Origin of the sequence: Stenotrophomonas sp. SMYL41 (assembly GCF_036319965.1) — a bacterium.
Lineage (GTDB): Bacteria > Pseudomonadota > Gammaproteobacteria > Xanthomonadales > Xanthomonadaceae > Stenotrophomonas > Stenotrophomonas maltophilia_R.
The window spans coordinates 136,296-153,918 of record NZ_JAWIRX010000010.1 but is presented as its reverse complement, the minus strand read 5'-3'; the positions used below and the strand labels follow the sequence as shown (position 1 = coordinate 153,918).

Sequence of the window (17,623 nt, the reverse complement as noted above, 5' to 3'; positions counted from 1 at the left end):
CGGCCGGCTCAACCGGAAAACATCACGCAGCGCGGCGCAGGGTTTCGGTCAGCGACTCGATGCTGGCGGCCTTGGGTTTGACCAGCCAGAACTTGCCGATGTAATCGCGGAACTCGTCCAGGATCTGCTGCGCCCAGATGCTGCCGGTCAGTTCGCGATGGCGGCCGATCAGGCGGTGCAGGTGCTGGCGGTAGTTCTCGAAGCCTTCGGCGGACACGCGATGGATGTCGATCAGCTCGTGGTTGTAGCGGTCGACGAAATCGCGGTCCACGTCCAGCACGTAGGCCAGGCCGCCGGTGAAACCGGCGCCGAAGTTCAGGCCGACCTTGCCCAGCACCAGCACCACGCCATCGGTCATGTACTCGCAGCAGTGGTCACCGGCCCCTTCGATCACCGCCAGCGCGCCGGAATTGCGCACCGCGAAGCGCTCGCCGGCACGACCGGCAGCGAACAGTTCACCGCCGGTGGCACCGTACAGGCAGGTGTTGCCGATGATGGCGGTGCTGCGCGCCTCGAAGCGCGCGCCGCGCGGCGGCCGCACCACCAGGCGGCCCCCGGCCATGCCCTTGCCGACGTAGTCGTTGGCTTCGCCTTCCACTTCCAGGTGCAGGCCACCGACGTTGAACGCACCGAAGCTCTGCCCGGCGCTGCCGCGGAAGCGCAGTTCCAGCGGCGCTTCGGCCATGCCCTGGTTGCCATGAGCGCGCGCCACCGCACCGGCCAGGCGGGTACCGATGCTGCGGTCGGTGTTGTGGATCAGGAAGCGATGCTCGCCGCCACGCTTGTGCTCGATGGCCGGGGCCAAGAGGCCGTCCATCTGCGTGGCCAGGCTGTCCGGCGATTCGTACAGGCGCTGCGCCGCGCAGTGGCTGCCTTCGTAGCGGGCATCGGCCAGCAGGCGCGACAGGTCCACGCGCACGCCGTCGCGCGGCGCGGCGTCGATCTGCCGCAGCAGGTCGGTACGGCCGACGATCTCGTCCAGCGAACGCGCGCCCAGGTACGACAGCCAGCCACGCACTTCCTCGGCAAGCAGGCGGAAGAAGTTCTCCACGCGCTCGGGCTGGCCGGTGAAGTGGTTCTCGCGCAGGCGCTCGTCCTGGGTGGCCACGCCGGTGGCACAGTTGTTGAGATGGCAGATGCGCAGGTACTTGCAGCCCAGCACGATCATCGGCGCGGTGCCGAAGCCGAAGCTGTCCGCGCCCAGCAACGCGGCCTTGACCACGTCCAGGCCGGTCTTCAGGCCGCCATCGGTCTGCAGCAGGGTACGCCCGCGCAGGTCGTTGGCCAGCAGCGCCTGGTGCGCCTCGGCCACGCCCAGCTCCCACGGCACGCCGGCATAGCGGATCGAGCTGACCGGCGACGCACCGGTGCCGCCGTCATGGCCGGAGATGGTGATCAGGTCCGCACCGGCCTTGACCACACCCGCGGCGATCGTACCGACGCCGGCATGGCTGACCAGCTTCACCGACACCAGCGCGGTCGGGTTGACCTGCTTCAGGTCGTAGATCAGCTGCGCCAGGTCTTCAATCGAATAGATGTCGTGGTGCGGCGGCGGCGAGATCAGGCCGATGCCCGGGCGCGCGTAGCGCAGCCGCGCGATCAGCTCGTTGACCTTGTGCCCGGGCAGCTGGCCGCCTTCGCCGGGCTTGGCGCCCTGCGCGACCTTGATCTGCAGCACCTCGGCATTGACCAGGTATTCGGCGGTGACGCCGAAGCGGCCCGAGGCCACCTGCTTGATCTTGCTGCGCTTGGCGGTGCCGTAGCGTGCGGGATCTTCGCCGCCTTCGCCGGAATTGCTGCGGCCACCCAGGCGATTCATCGCAATCGCCAGCGCCTCGTGCGCCTCAGGTGACAGTGCCCCCAGGCTGATCGCCGCGGTATCGAAGCGCGGGAACAGTTCGCTGGCCGGTGCCACCTCATCGAGCGGCGTGGGCGTGGCGGCCGGCACCAGTTCCAGCAGGTCGCGCAGCGCCGACGGCGGGCGCGCATGCACCGCATCGCAGTACTGCTGCCAGGCGCGCGGATCGCCGCTGCGTGCTGCGCGCTGCAGGGTGGTGACCACGTCCGGGTTGTACATGTGGTACTCGCCGCCGTGCACGTACTTCAGCAGGCCACCGACATCCACGTCCTGCTGCGCGTCCCATGCCTGCGCGCACAGCTCGCGCGCGTCGGCATCCAGGCGCGCGAAACCGGCGCCGCCGATGCGCGAGGCGGTATCCGGGAAGCACAGGTCCACGACCTCCGGTTCCAGGCCGATGATCTCGAACAGCTGCGCGCCGCGGTAGCTGGCCACGGTACAGATGCCCATCTTCGAGATGATCTTCGACAGTCCCTTGTAGACGCCCTTGCGGTAGCGGCGACCGATCTGCGACTGCTCACCGCCCTTGCTGAGCTTGAGGATGCCGCGGCGGCCAAGGTCGAACAGGGTCTGGTAGGCCAGGTACGGATACACCGCCGTGGCGCCGAAGCCGAGCAGGCAGGCCATGTGGTGCGGGTCGCGTGCGGTGCCGGTCTCGACGATGAGATTCACGTCGCAGCGCAGCCCCAGCCGCGAGAGGTGGTGGTGGATGGCGCTGGTGGCGAGCAGGGCATGCACCATCGGCCGCCCGGCCACCGGGTAGCGGTCGGACAGCAGCAGCATCACCATGCCATCGCGCGCGGCCTGTTCGGCCTCGGCGCAGATGCGCTCGATGCCGGCGCGCAGGCCCTCGCCTTCGCTGTAGGACAGGTCGAGCAGGCGGTTGGCCTGCACGTACTGGTCCATCTTCAGCAGCTGGCGCAGCTTGCGCTGGCTCAGCACCGGCGAATTGAGGATGACGTGGTTCACCGTCTCCGGGCCGGCATGGAAGATGTTGGTCTCCTTGCCGAGCTGTGTGGACAGTGACATCGCGCAGTCTTCGCGCAGCGGGTCGATCGGCGGGTTGGTGACCTGCGCGAAGGCCTGGCGGAAGTAGTCGTACAGCGGACGGCTGCGCTGGCTGAGCACCGCCATCGGCGTGTCGTCGCCCATCGAGCCGGTGGCTTCCTGCTCGGTCTCGGCCAGCGGCCGCAGCACCTGTTCCACTTCCTCGCTGCTGAGCTGGTACAGCTTGTGGTAGCTGCGCAGGGTGCCTTCGTCGAACGGCTCTTCCACCAGCGAAGGGTCGATCAGTTCGGTCTGCAGGTAGGTCACGCCCTGTTGCAGCCATTGCTTGTACGGCGCGCGGCCACGGTTGATCCGGTCCACCGCATCGGAGTCGAGCAGGTCGCCGCGCTTGAGATCGATGGCCACCATTTCGCCGGGGCCGAGCTTGCCCTTGCGCACCACGCGCTCGGTCGGCACTTCCCACACACCGGCTTCGGAGGCGACCAGGAAGTGGCGGTCGGCGGTCAGCATCCAGCGCGCCGGGCGCAGGCCATTGCGGTCGAGGGTACATACGGCGTAGCGGCTGTCGCAGGCGACGATGCCGGCCGGCCCATCCCACGGCTCGCTGTTGAGGCCGTGGAATTCGTAGAACGCGGCCAGGTCCGGATCCTTGAACTCCAGCGACTGGGTCGCCGGCGGCACCAGGATGCGCAGCGCCTGGATCAACTCCATGCCCCCGGCGACCATCAGCTCCAGCATGTTGTCCAGGCTCTGCGAGTCCGAACCGTGCATGGAGATCACCGGATCGAATTCGGCGATGTCGAAACGCGGCGTCTTCCAGACCTTGCTGCGCGCCTGTGCCCAACGCCGGTTGCCTTCAATGGTGTTGATCTCGCCGTTGTGGGCAAGCATCCGGAACGGGTGGGCCAGCGGCCAGCGCGGCAGCGTGTTGGTGGAGAAGCGCTGGTGGAACACGATCGCGCTGGAGGCCAGTTCGCGCCGCTGCAGGTCCGGATAGAAGCGGCTGAGCTTGTCCGGCAGCACCATGCCCTTGTAGCTGATCGCATCCGGCGTGAGGGTGGTCACGTAGAAATCGGCGTGCGCGCGCAGCTGCTGTTCGCTGCGGCGGCGCGCCAGGAACAGCGCCAGCGCGAAGCCGGCATCATCCTGGCCGACGCCGGCATCGACGAATACCTGCTCGATGCGCGGCAGGGTATCGCGCGCCAGCTGGCCGCAGACGCTGTCGTCGGTCGGTACTTCGCGCCAGCCGGCGACCTTGCAGCCGACTGCTTCCACCTGCGCCTGCAGCTGCATGCGGCAGGCGTCGGCGGCCTCGGCGTCGTGCGGCAGAAACACCAGGCCGGCGGCGAAGCGCGCGGCGATGGTGATGCCGGCTTCGCTGGCCAGCAGTTTCAGGAAGGCATCGGGGCGGCGCAGCAGCAGGCCGCAGCCATCGCCGGTCAGGCCATCGGCGGCGACACCGCCACGGTGGGTCATGCGCGAAAGCGCGGCGATGGCGGTATCAACCAACAGGCGCGAAGGTTGATCGTCGAGCTGGGCGACCATGCCAAATCCACAGGCATCGCGCTCGGAGCGCGGGTCGTAAAGCCCTTGGCGGTTGCGGGGGGCCATCTCTACCTCGATGCGTATAGGGTTGGCGGCGACACTCGTCCCCGCCCAATCCCTGGAGCGCATCGTGAGGCCACCGGATGCCTCGACTAGATCACAGGTTGCTGCAGCGCCGCAATACACGGTTGCAGGTGCAACAGAACGCGCCGGCACCCCTGTGCCGGCGCGGGATCGAACTCAGCCGCAGCGCACGCCGCTGACCAGGCCCTTGTCGTCCACTTCGATGTTCAGGCGGTCGCCGAGGAACTCCATCGTGGCGACGTCATTGGGCTTCAGGACACGCAGCTGGTGGGCACCGGCATCTTCCTGCGCCTGCTTGCCCAGCGCGTCGGCATAGGCCTGGCCGACCAGGCTCTGCACCTGGCTGGCATCGCAGGTGCCGACCGGCGGTGCCTCGGTGGCCTTGCCGGCTTCGTCGGCCGGCGCCTTGGCTGCCTCGGCGGCCTGCTGGGCGCGGGCCGTGGCCGAATCCTGTTCATCCAGCGCCGGCGCCTGGCAGGCGGTCAGGGCCAGCACGGCCGGCAGCAGCAGGGCGGAGAGCAAACGGGCGCGAATCGGGAACGACATCATGACTCCGGAAGGGATTGTGAAAACCCGAGCATAGCGGCGAACCGATCCTCACGTGTTTGTCTTGTGTTATCGACAGGATCGCGGCAGCACGGCAGCGACACTGCGCGCATGCCAACCCCCTCCACCCCCGAACGACAGGCCGCGCGCGCTGCGGGCCTGCGCTATGTCGACGACACTCAACCGGGCATCAGCCGCCGCCGCGCCGGCAAGGGTTTCAGCTACCGCGATGCCGATGGCCACGCGGTTCGCGATGCCGCGACCCTGCAGCGGATCCGCGCGCTGGCAATCCCACCGGCCTACACCGCGGTGTGGATCTGTGCCCACGCCAACGGCCACCTGCAGGCTACCGGCCGCGATGCCCGCGGGCGCAAGCAGTACCGCTACCACGCCGATTGGGCGAAGGAGCGCGACGCCGGCAAGTTCGACCGCATCATTGCGTTTGGCGAGGCCCTGCCTACGTTGCGGCGGCGGTTGTCACGGGATCTCAAACGACCCGGGTTTCCGCAGGAGAAGGTGCTGGCCATGGTGGTCGCGCTGCTGGCGGACACGCTGGTGCGGGTGGGCAATGAAACCTACGCCCAGCAGAACCGTTCGTTCGGACTGACCACACTGCGCAACCGTCACCTGGAACTGCTGCGTGGTGGCCGGGTACGCATGCGCTTCCGCGGCAAGTCCGGGCAGCTGCAGGAGGTGACCGTAGGCGATCGCAGGCTGGGGATGCTGGTGCGGCGCCTGCAGCAGCTGCCTGGGCAGGCGCTGTTCCAGTACCGCGATGACGACGGTGCGCTGCAGCCGGTCGACTCCGGCGCGGTGAACGACTACCTGCGCGGGGTGATGGGCGAGGACTTCACCGCCAAGGACTTCCGCACCTGGGGCGGGACCGTGGCGGCGGTGCAGGCGTTCGCGGCTACCGAGCTGCCGGAACCGGCCAGCCAGCGCGCCCTGGCCCAGGCGCAGCGCGCGGTGGTGTGCGAGGTGGCGTCGCTGTTGGGAAATACCCCGGCGGTGTGCCGCAAGGCCTACATCGACCCGTGCGTGTTCGCCGGCTGGGAGCGCGGCGAACTGGCCAGGCTGGCCGGCCTGCGCGGGCCGCGGCAGTGGGAACAGGCCACCCTGCGCGTGCTGCGCAGGGCGCGCCGGATCAGCCAAAGAGGTCAGCCGCAGTAGATCGCGGTGATGTTGTTGGTGCGGCCCTTTTCGATGGTCAGGCGGTCACCGCCTTCGCTGGCCGGCGGCACCCGCGGGCCGTCGTGGCGCAGTACCCGTACGTGCAGGCTGTCGCTGTCCACGCGTGCACGGGCCACGGTGGCGTCGGAGGCGGCCAGGCCGACTGCGCCGCGCACCATGTCGCTGTGGCACTGGCCGGAAATCACGCCGTCGATCGGCTGCACCTGGGCCATCGGCGTGCTGCTGCAGGCGGCGAGGGCGAGACAGACGGCGGCGGTGGCGATGGCATGTTTCATGGAGGCGTTCCTTGTGGGGTTGGGTGCAGCGTGCGACGGCGCACGTGGTGGCGGAATGAATACCGTGCACATCGTGGACACGGTGCGCTCACCGCCGCCAACAGCCTGGGTGGAGACACTGCAGGAGCGGCATGCGCCGCCCCCGGTAGTGCCGGCCGCTGGCCGGCAGCCCCTTTCCCTCCCGAGGAGACCTGCATGGCCACCAGCAAGAAGACCCCCGCCCGCCGCAAGGCCTCGCCCAAGGTGCGCAAAGGCAGCACCGCGGCGAAGACCGCTGCCGACTCCGCTCGCCCGCGTGTGGTGAAGACCGCAACCCGCAAGGCGGCGGCCAGCGATCCCCGCGCCGCCCGCGTTGCGGCCCGGCAGCGGCGCCTGCAGGACCAGGAAAAAGCCAAGGACGTGCGTGCAGCGAAAAAGGCCACAAGGAAGACCGCGACCCAGGCCGGTGCACGCCGGCAACCGGAAGCGATGCCGGCGCAGCAGCTGGCCAAGCCCGGGCATGAGCACGAACTGGAGCTGGCGCCGCGTTTCCTTGCGCCGGACTACGCCGGCAGCGGCAAGCTGCAGGGCATGCGCGCGATCGTCACCGGTGGCGATTCCGGCATTGGCCGTGCAGTGGCGGTGCTGTTCGCACGCGAAGGCGCCGATGTGGCAGTGCTGCACCTGGACGAGGCCGAAGACGCGGACATCACCCGCCAGCACGTGGAGCGCGAAGGCGGCCGCTGCGTGGTGATCGCCGGTGATGTGCGCGATCCGCGCTTCTGCAACAAGGCGGTCAAGCAGGTGGCCAAGGCCTTCGGCGGCATCGACATCCTGGTCAACAACGCCGCGTTCCAGCTGCATTGCGAACGGCTGGAAGACCTGGAAGACGCGCACCTGCAGGAGACCCTGCAGACCAACATCGGTGGGTACATCCAGATGGCGCGCGCGGTACTGCCGCATCTGGGCGAGGGCGCCAGCATCATCAACACCGGTTCGGAAACCGGCATCTTCGGCAGCAAGGCGCTGATCGACTACTCGGCCACCAAGGGCGCCATCCATGCATTCACCAAGGCGCTGGCCAGCCAGCTGCTGCCACGCGGCATCCGGGTCAACTGCGTGGCACCGGGGCCAGTGTGGACGCCGCTGAACCCGGCCGACAAGCAGGCCGAGGACGTCGCCGAGTTCGGCAAGGACAGCGACATGGGCCGGCCTGCACAGCCCGAAGAGCTGTCGCCGGCGTATGTGTTCCTGGCCTCGCCGGTCTGTGCCAGTTACATCAGTGGGGTGATCCTGCCGGTGATGGGCGGGCCACGGGGCTGAGCCAGGGCGCGATCTGCCTGAATGCGGCGTGGCAACAAGGGTGTGCGGTGTGTCAAAAGGCCCGCCGGGGCGCTGGGGTAGGCTGACCTTCCAATGATCACGTTCAAGGACCGACCATGCCCGAGATGGATATCAACGCGGCGGCCAATGAAGTCGTTGCCCTGTTGCGGCAGCACGACGCGCGCGGTGCCGCCGCCCGCCTGGAGGCACTGCACGACGGCCAGAGCGTGGTAGTGCAGGAATCGCTGGATCGCTACATCTCGACGCGTGCTGCCACCGAACTCGAGGCGTTGCGACGCAGCGGCGGCGGCGCGGATGCCGCCACGGTCGGCCCGATGCTGGATCGCCTGCGCGAGGCGGCGCGGCCGCCGCGGATGCCCGATGCTGCGGAGACTGCGGGCCTGAGCCAGGCCCAGCAGTACGACGTGTATGGCAGCATCGTGGCCCAGCGCGGCAACGCCGCGGCGAACGATGCAATGGCAACCCAGGACCGCGTGGTGCTGGGATTGCGCGACGAGAACCGCACGACCGACGCGCGCGGGCGCGGTGTCTACGACGACCGCATCGTGGTGCTGTGGAAGGATGCGCAGGGTCACGGCCATGTGCGCGAGTTCAACCAGGCCACGACCGAGCCGACCGCCCAGTACGATGGTCATGCCAAGACCACGCCGCGCAGCCCGGGCTTCGACAACGTGGCGCCACGCACCAAGACCGAGGGTGAGGACGTCAACGGCGACCGGGTCAAGGACCTGGGGCGACTGGGCGAAGGCACCACCGAGATGCGCGCGACCACCCATCCGCGCAACGGCCATCCCGATGAGTTCGCGCTGCGTCCTTCGCAGGACGCGATCACGGCGGGCGCCGGCCGGGTGGAGCGCGACAGCAATGGCGACGGCTGGTTCGATGCGCGTGATACCCAGGGCGTGCAGGACCTCAACGACACCTTCAAGATCCATCGCGGCAGCCGATCCAACACCGATTCGGCGGGCTGCCAGACCATCGGCGGCGGCGAGTACGATGACTTCGTGTCGACGGTGCGCGGCACGCCCGGGCAGAACCGTTGGCAGTACGTGCTGACCTCGGTTGCACCGGGACAGGCGCGCGGGTTGGGACAGGACACGCCGCTTGCGGCCAATGACGATCCTCGCCAACCCCAACATCGCGATCATGCCCTGCAGCAGCAGATCAGCACGCGCCTGCAGGCCTTGGGTGGGCGCTATGCCGAACACGCCGATGCCTACAGCCTGGTGATGCTGCGTGAAGCGAAGGCTGCGGGCATCACCCAGGTTGACCAGATTGTGGCCAGCAACCCCAGCGCGGGCCGTGCCGCGGGCGAGACGCTGTTCCTGGTACAAGGCCGCCCGGGCGACCCCGCGGCGCTGCGTGCAGGGGTCGATGCGGCCGAGGTGCGCGAGACTGCGGTGGAAACCAGCCTGCGCCAGCTGCAGCAGCAATCACGCGAGCACGGGGTACCCGCGGCGGCGCCCGCACAGCCGCAGGAAGCACCGGCGATGGGAGGGCGTTGAATGAGGGGCCGTCCGCACCTGATGCCGAGCGTTTCGTTGATGCTGCTGCTGGCCTGCAGCGCCTGCGCGCCCGCCGGAGAGCGCGCCACGCCGGCAGCACCGACTGCCAAGCCGGCGCCGAAAACGGAGGCCCTGCCCACGCAGGCAGTGCCCACCGAACGCGGATTGCCTGCGTTGCCGGAAGCCTCGGGCAGCGCCCACCCCGGCGGCCATTACCGCGCATTGCCGGAAGCGGCCAAGCGGGTGCTGACGCAACTGAAGTGCAACGTGGAAGGCGCTGGCGACGTGCAGGTGTTCTCCATTCCCGGGCAGGGCGGCCAGCAGGATGTCATGGTCACCGATCGCGGTGGGCCGCACTTCCGGTACTGGCTCCGCTCCTTTGCCGGCAGCGCCGGCGCCACCGGCTATCTGGTGCAGTTGCAGGACTGCCCGGCAACCACCGCGGGCATGCGCGCCTACGTCGCGCAGGGAACCGCACCGCTGCAGGATGTCACTGCATCACTGCTGGCCCAGGCCGGACTGCCCGACGCGGCGACGATGGCGGCCTACCACGGCAAGGGCGCAGGTGATCTGTTCGCCTTCATCGGAGTTCTGGACAAGGTGCCGGTGCTGCGCTGGGTGGCCGAGGCCGATCCCGAGCAGCCGCTGGCAGGGGATGCGCGCACCTTCGACCATGGCAATGCCGTCCATGGCGGCTTCCTGCGCTGGAACCGGGATCACTTCGAGGTGGCAAAGACGGTGCCCGCCGCCCTGTGGCCGTGCGATGACAGTCCGTTGCTGCCATGCAAGGGCGACCCGTTCGTGACTGGGCGTTGAGGCACCGCGCGCATGCATCGCCGATACCGGCGACAAGCAGGCCCGGCGTGCCCATCGGCCAGGCGCTCTGCACTCCACATGCGCCGCAGGGCACCTCGCTGGTGCGAGGGGCGACGCCGTACGTCGTCACCACATCCGGGATCAGGCCATGGCTCCCGCCGAAGGCGATGCGCGCCTGGCGCGTGCTGCTGAACTGCCCGGTGGCGAGGCAGCGTCCGTAGCAGGAAATGCCCGATTGCAGCGCGATGCATCAAAGGCGTGAGTGCGCGGGGGGCCTACCGTTCGTCGGCCCATGACTTCCGGGGGGTTGACTACAGCTGTCGTCAAGCCGACAGTGGCGACACGTGTAGTCAAGGGAGTGGTGTCATGCGTGGCAAGACGATCGGGGACCAGGAACTGGCCCTGCTGCAGTACATCGATGAACATGCGCCGGCCACGGTCGGCGAGGTCGCCAGTGGCTACGGCGAGGCCCGAGGCCTGGCCCGCTCCACCGTGCTGACGATGATGGAGCGGCTGCGGGCGAAGGGGTATCTTCAGCGCCAGCAGCAGGATGGTGTCTACCGCTACCAGGCCACCCGTGGCCCGGAGAGCGTGCTGCAGGGCGCGGTGGCGCAGTTCGTCGACAACACCCTGCAGGGCTCGGTGTCGCCGTTCGTGGCCTACCTGTCGCAGCGCCAGCAGGTCAGCGACAACGAGCTGGCCGAGCTGGAAGCGCTGGTCGCCCAGCTCCAATCGCGCCGCCACGAGGGCTGAGCCATGGACACCACGATGCTGATCCCGATGTTGGAACGGCTGGGCTGGACCAGCCTGCAGACCGTGCTGCTGGTGGCCCTGGTGTACGGCGTATGCCGCGCGCTGCCGTCGCTGTCGGCGGCCACCCGCTGCCGCCTGTGGTGGCTGGTCTCGCTGCAGGCCGTGCTCGGCCTGTTCTGGAGCCAGCCGCTGCAGCTGGCCTGGCTGCCGGCCCCGCAGGCGGCGGCGATGAGCGCGACCGATGTGGCCGCCGAGATGGTCTACCCGCTGGCCCCGGAAGCTTCGGCACAGCTGTTGGCTGCAATGCCGATGCCGGCCGCAGACGTACCGGCGGTGGCGTGGTGGGCTGTCGTGCTGGCCGCGCTGTGGATGTCCGGCGTGGTGTTGATGGTGCTGCGTACCTTCGGCGAGTGGCGCCGCTGCCGTGCGCTGCTGGCAGCGGCCTATCCCTGCGAGGACCAAGCACTGGTGCAGGCCCTGCAGCTGGCTTCGGATGCGCACGGCGTGCGCCCGGCACCGCGGCTGTGGATGAGCGCGCAGGTGGACGCACCGCAGCTGGTCGGTCCGTTCCGCCCGGTGCTGCTGCTGCCGGCTGGCGATAACGCCCTGCAGGGTGATGCGCTGGACCTGGCACTGACCCATGAACTGCAGCACCTGCAGCGGCGTGACCTGCAGTGGGGCCTGCTGCCCGCACTGGCCCAGCACCTGTTCTTCTTCCACCCACTACTGCGCCTGTCGGTGCGCGAATACGCACAGGCCCGCGAAGAAGCGGTGGACGCAGCGGTGGTCGGCCAGCATGGTGCGAGCCGCCAGGCCTATGGCCGCCTGCTGCTGCAGCTGGGCGTGGCACCGCAGCCGCACCTGGGCGTGGCCAGCGCCGCACCGAGCACCACCAGTCTCAAGCGTCGCCTGCTTTCGCTGCAGCCGCGCCGGGCCTGCCCGCGCATCCTGGCGATGGCGCTGACCGCCGCCGTGGTGCTGGTGGGCGTGGCGCCGATGCGGCTGGTCGCAGCGCCGGTGCCGCCGGCACCGCCCGCGCCTCCTGCGCCTCCTGCGGCGCCGAAGGCCGTGGTGCCGCCGCCGCCGAAGGCGCCGCCCGCACCGCCTTCGCCCGCGCGTGTTCCGGCCGTGCCGGTGGCGCCCGCGCCGCCCGCCGAGCCGGCTGACGTCGAGGCGTTGTCAGGTCCGGACGATGCGGATGTGGCGGTCGACGTGGATGCGGATGTCGATGTCGATACCGGCATGCACAGTCAACATTCGACCTCCCGCACTACCTCCATCACCACCTACGGCCGCCTGGACCTGGGCAAATCGCCGCCGGAGGCCTTCGTGCTGGTCGATGGCGATTCGACCTTCGCCAATGGCGGCATGGACGACGTGACGGTCGCCCGCAGGCAGCTCGGCAAGGGCCCGGCGCTGTGGTTCCGCCAGGGCGACAAGCGCTATGTAGTGCGCGACCCGATGCTGATCCAGTCCCTGCAGCGTGCCTACAGCGGCGCGGCGGATCTGGGCCGCCAGCAGAGCGAACTGGGCCGGCAGCAGAGTGCGCTGGGTCGCCAGCAGGGCGAACTCGGCAAGCAGATGGGCGAGATGGGCCGCCTGCAGGGCGAGGAGGCGCGCCGCATGGCACTGGCTGCCGCCGAGGCCGCGCGCAGCGCGATGGCCGCCCACGACATCAACCGTGAGGCGGCCGCGGAAGCGGCGAAGGCGGCGCACGCTGCGACCAGCGATGTGGCCGCTGCGCGCGAGGCCGCCGCCGAGGCGCGTCGTGCGATGCAGGAAGCCCGCAGCGAGGCTGCGCAGTCCGGCCGCAGCCGTGACATGCAGCGCCTGGCCAGCCAGCAGTCGGAACTGGCCAGCCGCCAGGCGGCACTGGGCAGCCAACAGGCCGCGTTGGGCGAGCGCCAGGCACGCGTGCATGCGCAGGCATCGCAGCAGGCACAGCAGGTGATCGCGCGCGCGCTGGCCAGCGGCAAGGCCGAGCGACTCTGATCGGTAGTGCCGGCCGCGGGCCGGCCATGTGGGGGGGGGGGGCGGGGGGGGGGGGGCCCCCCCGCCCCCCCCCCCCCCGCCCCGGCGCGGGGGGGGGGGGGGGGGGGCGCGGCCCCCCCCCCCCCCGGGCGGGGGGGCCCGCCCCCCCCCCCCCCCCCCCCCCCCCCCCCCCCCCCCCCCCCCCGCCCCACCTCTGACAGATTCCTGCGGCTGTCGGTAGGTGCCGACCTTGGTCGACACGTTTGTCAGATAGCGAAATCAATATGGGGTCAGATCCGTTTTCCTCTGGAAAACGGATCTGACCCCAATAGTATTTCCGACAGATCGTGGAAAACTGTCGAAGGCGGGGTGGGTCCGGTTGCGGGAGTGTCCGCGGCATGGATGCCGCGGCCAAGCCCCCATGGATGGGTTTACGGCGTCTCCCGCAACCGGACCCACCCCGCCATCCCACGGAATGCCCGCTGTTGCCGTTGCTGTTGCTTCGGCCGTTGCTTCGGCGGGTGCAGGGCGCAGCCCTGCAAAGAACCCTACCCCCGCGGTCGGCCGCGTGACGGCACCAGTGCGAACGTGTCCACCGCCAGCTTCTCGGCGTGGTTCAACCACGCGCGGATCTCCAGATCATCCACTTCGTGGTCCAGCCCGAACGACACGTTGATCTTGCCGTTGGCATCGGGCTGCACCCACTGCTGGGCCAGCACCACCTTGCGCTGCGAGGACACCGCCTCGATCCAGAAACCACGATCCGGGCGCGTGCTTGCCACCAGCTGCAGCATGTACTGGCCGGCACGGGTGCGGCGGCCCTTCTGGGTGATCATGTGCGCCTGGCGCACGCTCGGGCGCGGGCCCTGGAACGCATCCAGCGGTGCGTCCACCGCAATGCCACCGCGCAGGTCGTTGTCGCGGTACAGCTTGATGCCGTTGTCGCGGTTGACCAGCAGGGCGCACCAGTCGCCGTCGGCCGAGCCATCCTCGAATGCGGTGCAGCGGTCGACGTAGGCCAGGGTGTTGTCCGGGTTGGCATCATCGAACTGGCGCGAGGTGTTCTCCAGGTACACCGACTTCAACCCCCAGTCCTTGTCGTACTCCAGCAGTACCGGCGGCTGCACGTGCTGCAGGCCGACCACCACCTGGTCATCGCCATCGATCTTCAGTTCTCGGGTCGGTTCGCCCAGCCACAGCGACCGCGCGAAGGCGAGGTATTGCGGATAGTCACGACCGCCATCGCGCTGGGTGGCTGCGCTCGCGCTCGGCGCGCGCTGGCTGTCGATCAGCGAACGGCCAAAGCCCATCGTCTTCAGGTTCGGGTCCAGCAGGCTGAGCAGGGTCGCACCCGAATCCAGGGTAGTGCCGGCGTCGGCGCTGAGCTGCTGCGGGGCAATGCCATCGCCCAGGAACAGCAGCAGGTTCTCGCGCTTCTGCCGGGTCAGGATGTGGGTCAGATCGTTGGGCATCGCCAGATGGTCAGAGGCGATCACGATCAGCGTGTCCTTGCCGTACGGGCTGGCCTGGATGCGCTGCACAAGCTGCGAGATCAGCCGGTCGCTGCACTTGAGCGCGTTGAGCATGCTGATGTTGCCGTACTGGCTCTGGTAGCGCTCGCCCTTGCACGACACCGGCAGGTGGCCCGCCGGGTGATGGGTATCCATGGTCAGCGTGGTGAGCATGAACGGTGAACCCGCACGCGAGAGCTGTTCGAAGCGCTGGTAGGCGGTATCCAGCAGCACGTCGTCGTGCACGCCCCAGGCCGAGTAGTGGATGCGACCGATTTTCTTCTGCTGCTTGAACCACGCCAGGTCGTGCACTTCATCGAAACCGTGGCTGGCCAGGAACTGGCCCTTGCCGGCGAACTGGCCATTGGCGCCACCCAAGTAATGGTTGGTGTAGCCCTGCTGCTTCAGGTAGTCGCCCAGGCACACGGCCTTGGGCAGGAAGCTGCCCATGCGATCCATGCTGTTCTCGTCGCCCTGCGAGGTGGTCAGCGGCACGCCGCACATTGACGACACCAGGCCGGCGATGGTCCAGCCGCTGCCCTCGGCCGAGCCCAGCCCACGCACGTCCAGCGACTGGTTGGCGAGGCGATTGAGGTTGGGCATCAGGCCCGGGAACACGCTTTCATCCAGGTAGGTGCGTTCCAGGCTTTCGCCGTAGATCCAGACGATGTTGCGCGGGCGCTGCAGCGGCTGCGTGGGCACCTGGTACTCGGGGGCGATGCGTGCGAAGTCGACGGGACGCAGTTGCTGGTACAGGCGCTGGCCGTCGCGGGCCAGCGGGCTGATCATGATCGTGGCCACCCACACGGCCGCGAAACCGGCGAACAACACGCCACCGTGGCCCGGCCGACGCCAGCGCTTCACCCGCGTGGCGAACAGCGGCAGCAGCGAGACCAGCGCCAGCACGATGAAACCGGCGATATAGCCCTTGAAATCGGAGACGCCGGCGCCTTCCATGTCGGCGCCCAGGTGGTACAGGGTGGCGGCATTGAGCCCATCACCGGACAACTTGTCGATCAGCCACCACGCGCTGAGCATCAGCAGCAGCAGCGAGAACGCACCGGCCTTCCACCACACCCACTTGTCGGACGCGAGGAACAACCAGCACAACAGCAACAACGACAGCAGCAGTATCCAGAGCATAGGCAGCTTCGGCAGTGACGGGGTGGTGGTGATGGACGTCGTACCGACGCGTGTCCATCCGACCAGCGCTGCCACAAGCACATGCACATGACAGGCCGATGACCCGATAGTGCATGCACGAACCTGACTGAAATGTTTGTTGAAATGACGCGCGCGCAATCGCGCTCAGAAGGTAAAACGAGCGTGAAAGGCTTCGTTGGATTGCATTAAAAACCGCATGAATACGGGTATTTTCGTCGATGCGCTAGCGGTGTCCGCGCTCTTCGCGTGCCCGTGCACGACGGTCGAACAGCAATGCGCTGGTCACGATGCCCAGGCCGAGCACCACGCCGATGAACAACAGGATCAGGGCGATGAGCGGGTAGCCGAACAGGTGCCAGCCGGTGTCGATCTTCATCATCATCGCGGCGGCCATGATCAATGCGGCGCTGATGATGCCGGCCGCCACGCGGTTGGCGATCTTCTGCAGGTTCTCCATCAACCGTGATTCTTCCAGGCCGGTGACCTTCATCTGCAGGCGGTTCTCGGCCAGCAGCGCCATGATGTCCGACAGCTTGCGCGGCCCATCGCGCAGCAGCTGCTGCAGCTCCATCGCCTCGCTGGCGATGTTGGCGGCCGACAGCGATTTCTTCAGGCGCGCACGCATCACATGCTGCAGCTGGCGCTCGACGATGCGGCGCGTGTCCAGTTCTGGCGCCAGCAGCCGGCAGACGGTTTCCAGGTTGAGCAGGGCCTTGCCCAGCAGGCTCAGTTCCGGCGGCGTGCGCAGGCCGCAGGCGGTGGCGATGCGCACCATGTCCAGCACCACGCGGCCTTCGGAGAAACTGCCGCTGGCGGCGTAGCGCGCGATCAGCTGGCCGGTCTCACGCAGGTAGCGCTCTTCGTCGAAGGCCTCCAGCCGCGTGCTGATGCTGATCAGGTCGTCGGCCACTTCTTCGCCGCGGCCATCGACGGCAGCGAACAGGATCTTCAGCAGCCGCTCGCGCAGGCGCGGCGGCATGTGCGCGACCATGCCCAGGTCGAAGATGGCCAGCCGGCCATCGGGCATCACCCGCAGGTTGCCGGGGTGCGGGTCGGCATGGATCTCGCCATGCACGAAGATCTGGTCCAGGTAGCCGCGGATCAGCGCCGCCGCCAGCGGGTCCATCGACTGCTCGGTACGGCGCACATCGGGAATTGCATCCACGCGCACGCCGGTGGCCAGTTCCATGGTCAGCACGCGTTGGCTGCTGAAATCCCACAGCGGCTGCGGAATCCACAGGCGGCGGAACGGCTTGAGATGGCGGCCGAAGCGGGCCAGGTTCTCGGCCTCGGCGTGGTAGTCCAGCTCCTGCATCAGGGTCTTGGCGAACTCGTTGAGCCAGTCGCGCAGGCGCACGCGGCGGCCTACCTGGGTCAGGTGGTCGGCGGCCAGCGCGAAGCTGCGCAGTGCCTCCAGGTCCGAACGCAGCTGCGCGGCGACCTCGGGCTTCTGCACCTTCACCGCCACCTGGCGGCCATCGTGCAGCACCGCGCGATGCACCTGCGCGATCGAGGCGCAGCCCAGCGGCTCAGGATCGAATGCGGCGAACAGCTTGTTCACCGGCGCGCCCAGTTCCTGCTCGACGATGGCGTGGATGCGCTCGACCGGAATCTCGGCCACTTTCTCCTGCATGCGCTCCAGCGCTGTAGCGAACTCCACCGGCACCATGTCCGGGCGCGTGGACAGCATCTGGCCCAGTTTGACGAAGGTCGGGCCCAGGGCTTCCAGGTCGCTGACGAACTGCTCCGGGTTGCCGTCGGCGGGTACGTCGGCCTGGTGGCTGGCGGCGTCCAGGTTCATGCCCGAGAACACGCCCGAATGGCGGTAGCGCATCAGCAGGCGCAGGATCTGGCTGCGCCGGTTCATGCCTTTGACCAGCGGAGGATTGCCATTGGCGGTGGGCGGATTGCTCAAGCGGAACTCCTTGCAGACGACGGCCGGTAGCGCCGGGGCATGCCCGGCGGAACGGGATCACGCCCCAGTCTGGCCGGGGCGGGGTCGTCACGTGGTGAACCCGATATCTTCCGCAGTCCACGCCGGATCAGTCAGAATCCGCTCATTCCCTCTCTGGA

General features: G+C 68.6%; 10 protein-coding genes and 1 pseudogene. 6 read left to right on the top strand and 5 right to left on the bottom strand.

Annotated elements, in window-relative coordinates; all coding sequences use genetic code 11:
* Nucleotides 1-22 precede the first annotated feature (22 nt).
* Together gltB and V3B30_RS13605 are read right to left on the bottom strand one after the other, a co-directional pair.
* On the bottom strand, nt 23-4,477 hold the full coding sequence (gene gltB, locus V3B30_RS13610) for a glutamate synthase large subunit (RefSeq protein ID WP_100475058.1): 4,455 nt from the start codon (nt 4,475-4,477) through the stop codon (nt 23-25).
* 174 nt (nt 4,478-4,651) lie between these two features.
* Nucleotides 4,652-5,041: an I78 family peptidase inhibitor gene (locus tag V3B30_RS13605; RefSeq protein WP_262084089.1), complete on the bottom strand. Its 390-nt coding sequence runs from the start codon at nt 5,039-5,041 to the stop codon at nt 4,652-4,654.
* 111 nt (nt 5,042-5,152) lie between these two features.
* On the opposite strand from V3B30_RS13605, the gene V3B30_RS13600 reads away from it, so the two are divergent.
* Entirely contained in the window at nt 5,153-6,211 is a 1,059-nt protein-coding gene (locus tag V3B30_RS13600; protein ID WP_262084088.1) for a DNA topoisomerase IB, read from the top strand.
* Here V3B30_RS13600 and V3B30_RS13595 read toward each other — a convergent pair.
* Nucleotides 6,199-6,507, bottom strand: a complete 309-nt coding sequence (locus tag V3B30_RS13595; RefSeq protein WP_201117764.1) for a hypothetical protein — start codon at nt 6,505-6,507, stop codon at nt 6,199-6,201. The genes V3B30_RS13600 and V3B30_RS13595 overlap by 13 nt on opposite strands.
* A 195-nt stretch (nt 6,508-6,702) precedes the next feature.
* Here V3B30_RS13595 and V3B30_RS13590 point away from each other — a divergent pair, with 195 nt between their 5' ends.
* From V3B30_RS13590 to V3B30_RS13570, 5 genes are all read left to right on the top strand, one after another.
* Nucleotides 6,703-7,809 carry an SDR family oxidoreductase gene (locus tag V3B30_RS13590; RefSeq protein WP_100475055.1) on the top strand — a complete coding sequence of 369 codons (1,107 nt, stop codon included), beginning with the start codon at nt 6,703-6,705 and terminating at the stop codon, nt 7,807-7,809.
* 116 nt (nt 7,810-7,925) lie between these two features.
* Nucleotides 7,926-9,335, top strand: coding sequence for an XVIPCD domain-containing protein (locus tag V3B30_RS13585; RefSeq protein ID WP_262084087.1), 1,410 nt, complete (start codon nt 7,926-7,928; stop codon nt 9,333-9,335).
* Nucleotides 9,336-10,151, top strand: coding sequence for a hypothetical protein (locus V3B30_RS13580; protein ID WP_262084086.1), 816 nt, complete (start codon nt 9,336-9,338; stop codon nt 10,149-10,151).
* A 366-nt stretch (nt 10,152-10,517) separates the two neighbouring features.
* Nucleotides 10,518-10,904, top strand: coding sequence for a BlaI/MecI/CopY family transcriptional regulator (locus tag V3B30_RS13575; RefSeq protein WP_014035478.1), 387 nt, complete (start codon nt 10,518-10,520; stop codon nt 10,902-10,904).
* Between the two features lie 3 nt (nt 10,905-10,907).
* Nucleotides 10,908-12,896: a M56 family metallopeptidase gene (locus tag V3B30_RS13570; RefSeq protein ID WP_262084085.1), complete on the top strand. Its 1,989-nt coding sequence runs from the start codon at nt 10,908-10,910 to the stop codon at nt 12,894-12,896.
* A gap of 527 nt (nt 12,897-13,423) precedes the next feature.
* Here V3B30_RS13570 and V3B30_RS13565 read toward each other — a convergent pair.
* Both V3B30_RS13565 and V3B30_RS13560 read right to left on the bottom strand, forming a co-directional pair.
* Nucleotides 13,424-15,529 (bottom strand): phosphoglycerol transferase I, encoded by a 2,106-nt coding sequence (locus V3B30_RS13565; protein ID WP_262083620.1) that lies wholly within the window; start codon nt 15,527-15,529, stop codon nt 13,424-13,426.
* A gap of 244 nt (nt 15,530-15,773) precedes the next feature.
* Nucleotides 15,774-17,429 (bottom strand): annotated as a pseudogene (locus V3B30_RS13560) (AarF/UbiB family protein); the annotation flags it as partial.
* Nucleotides 17,430-17,623: the final 194 nt, after the last annotated feature.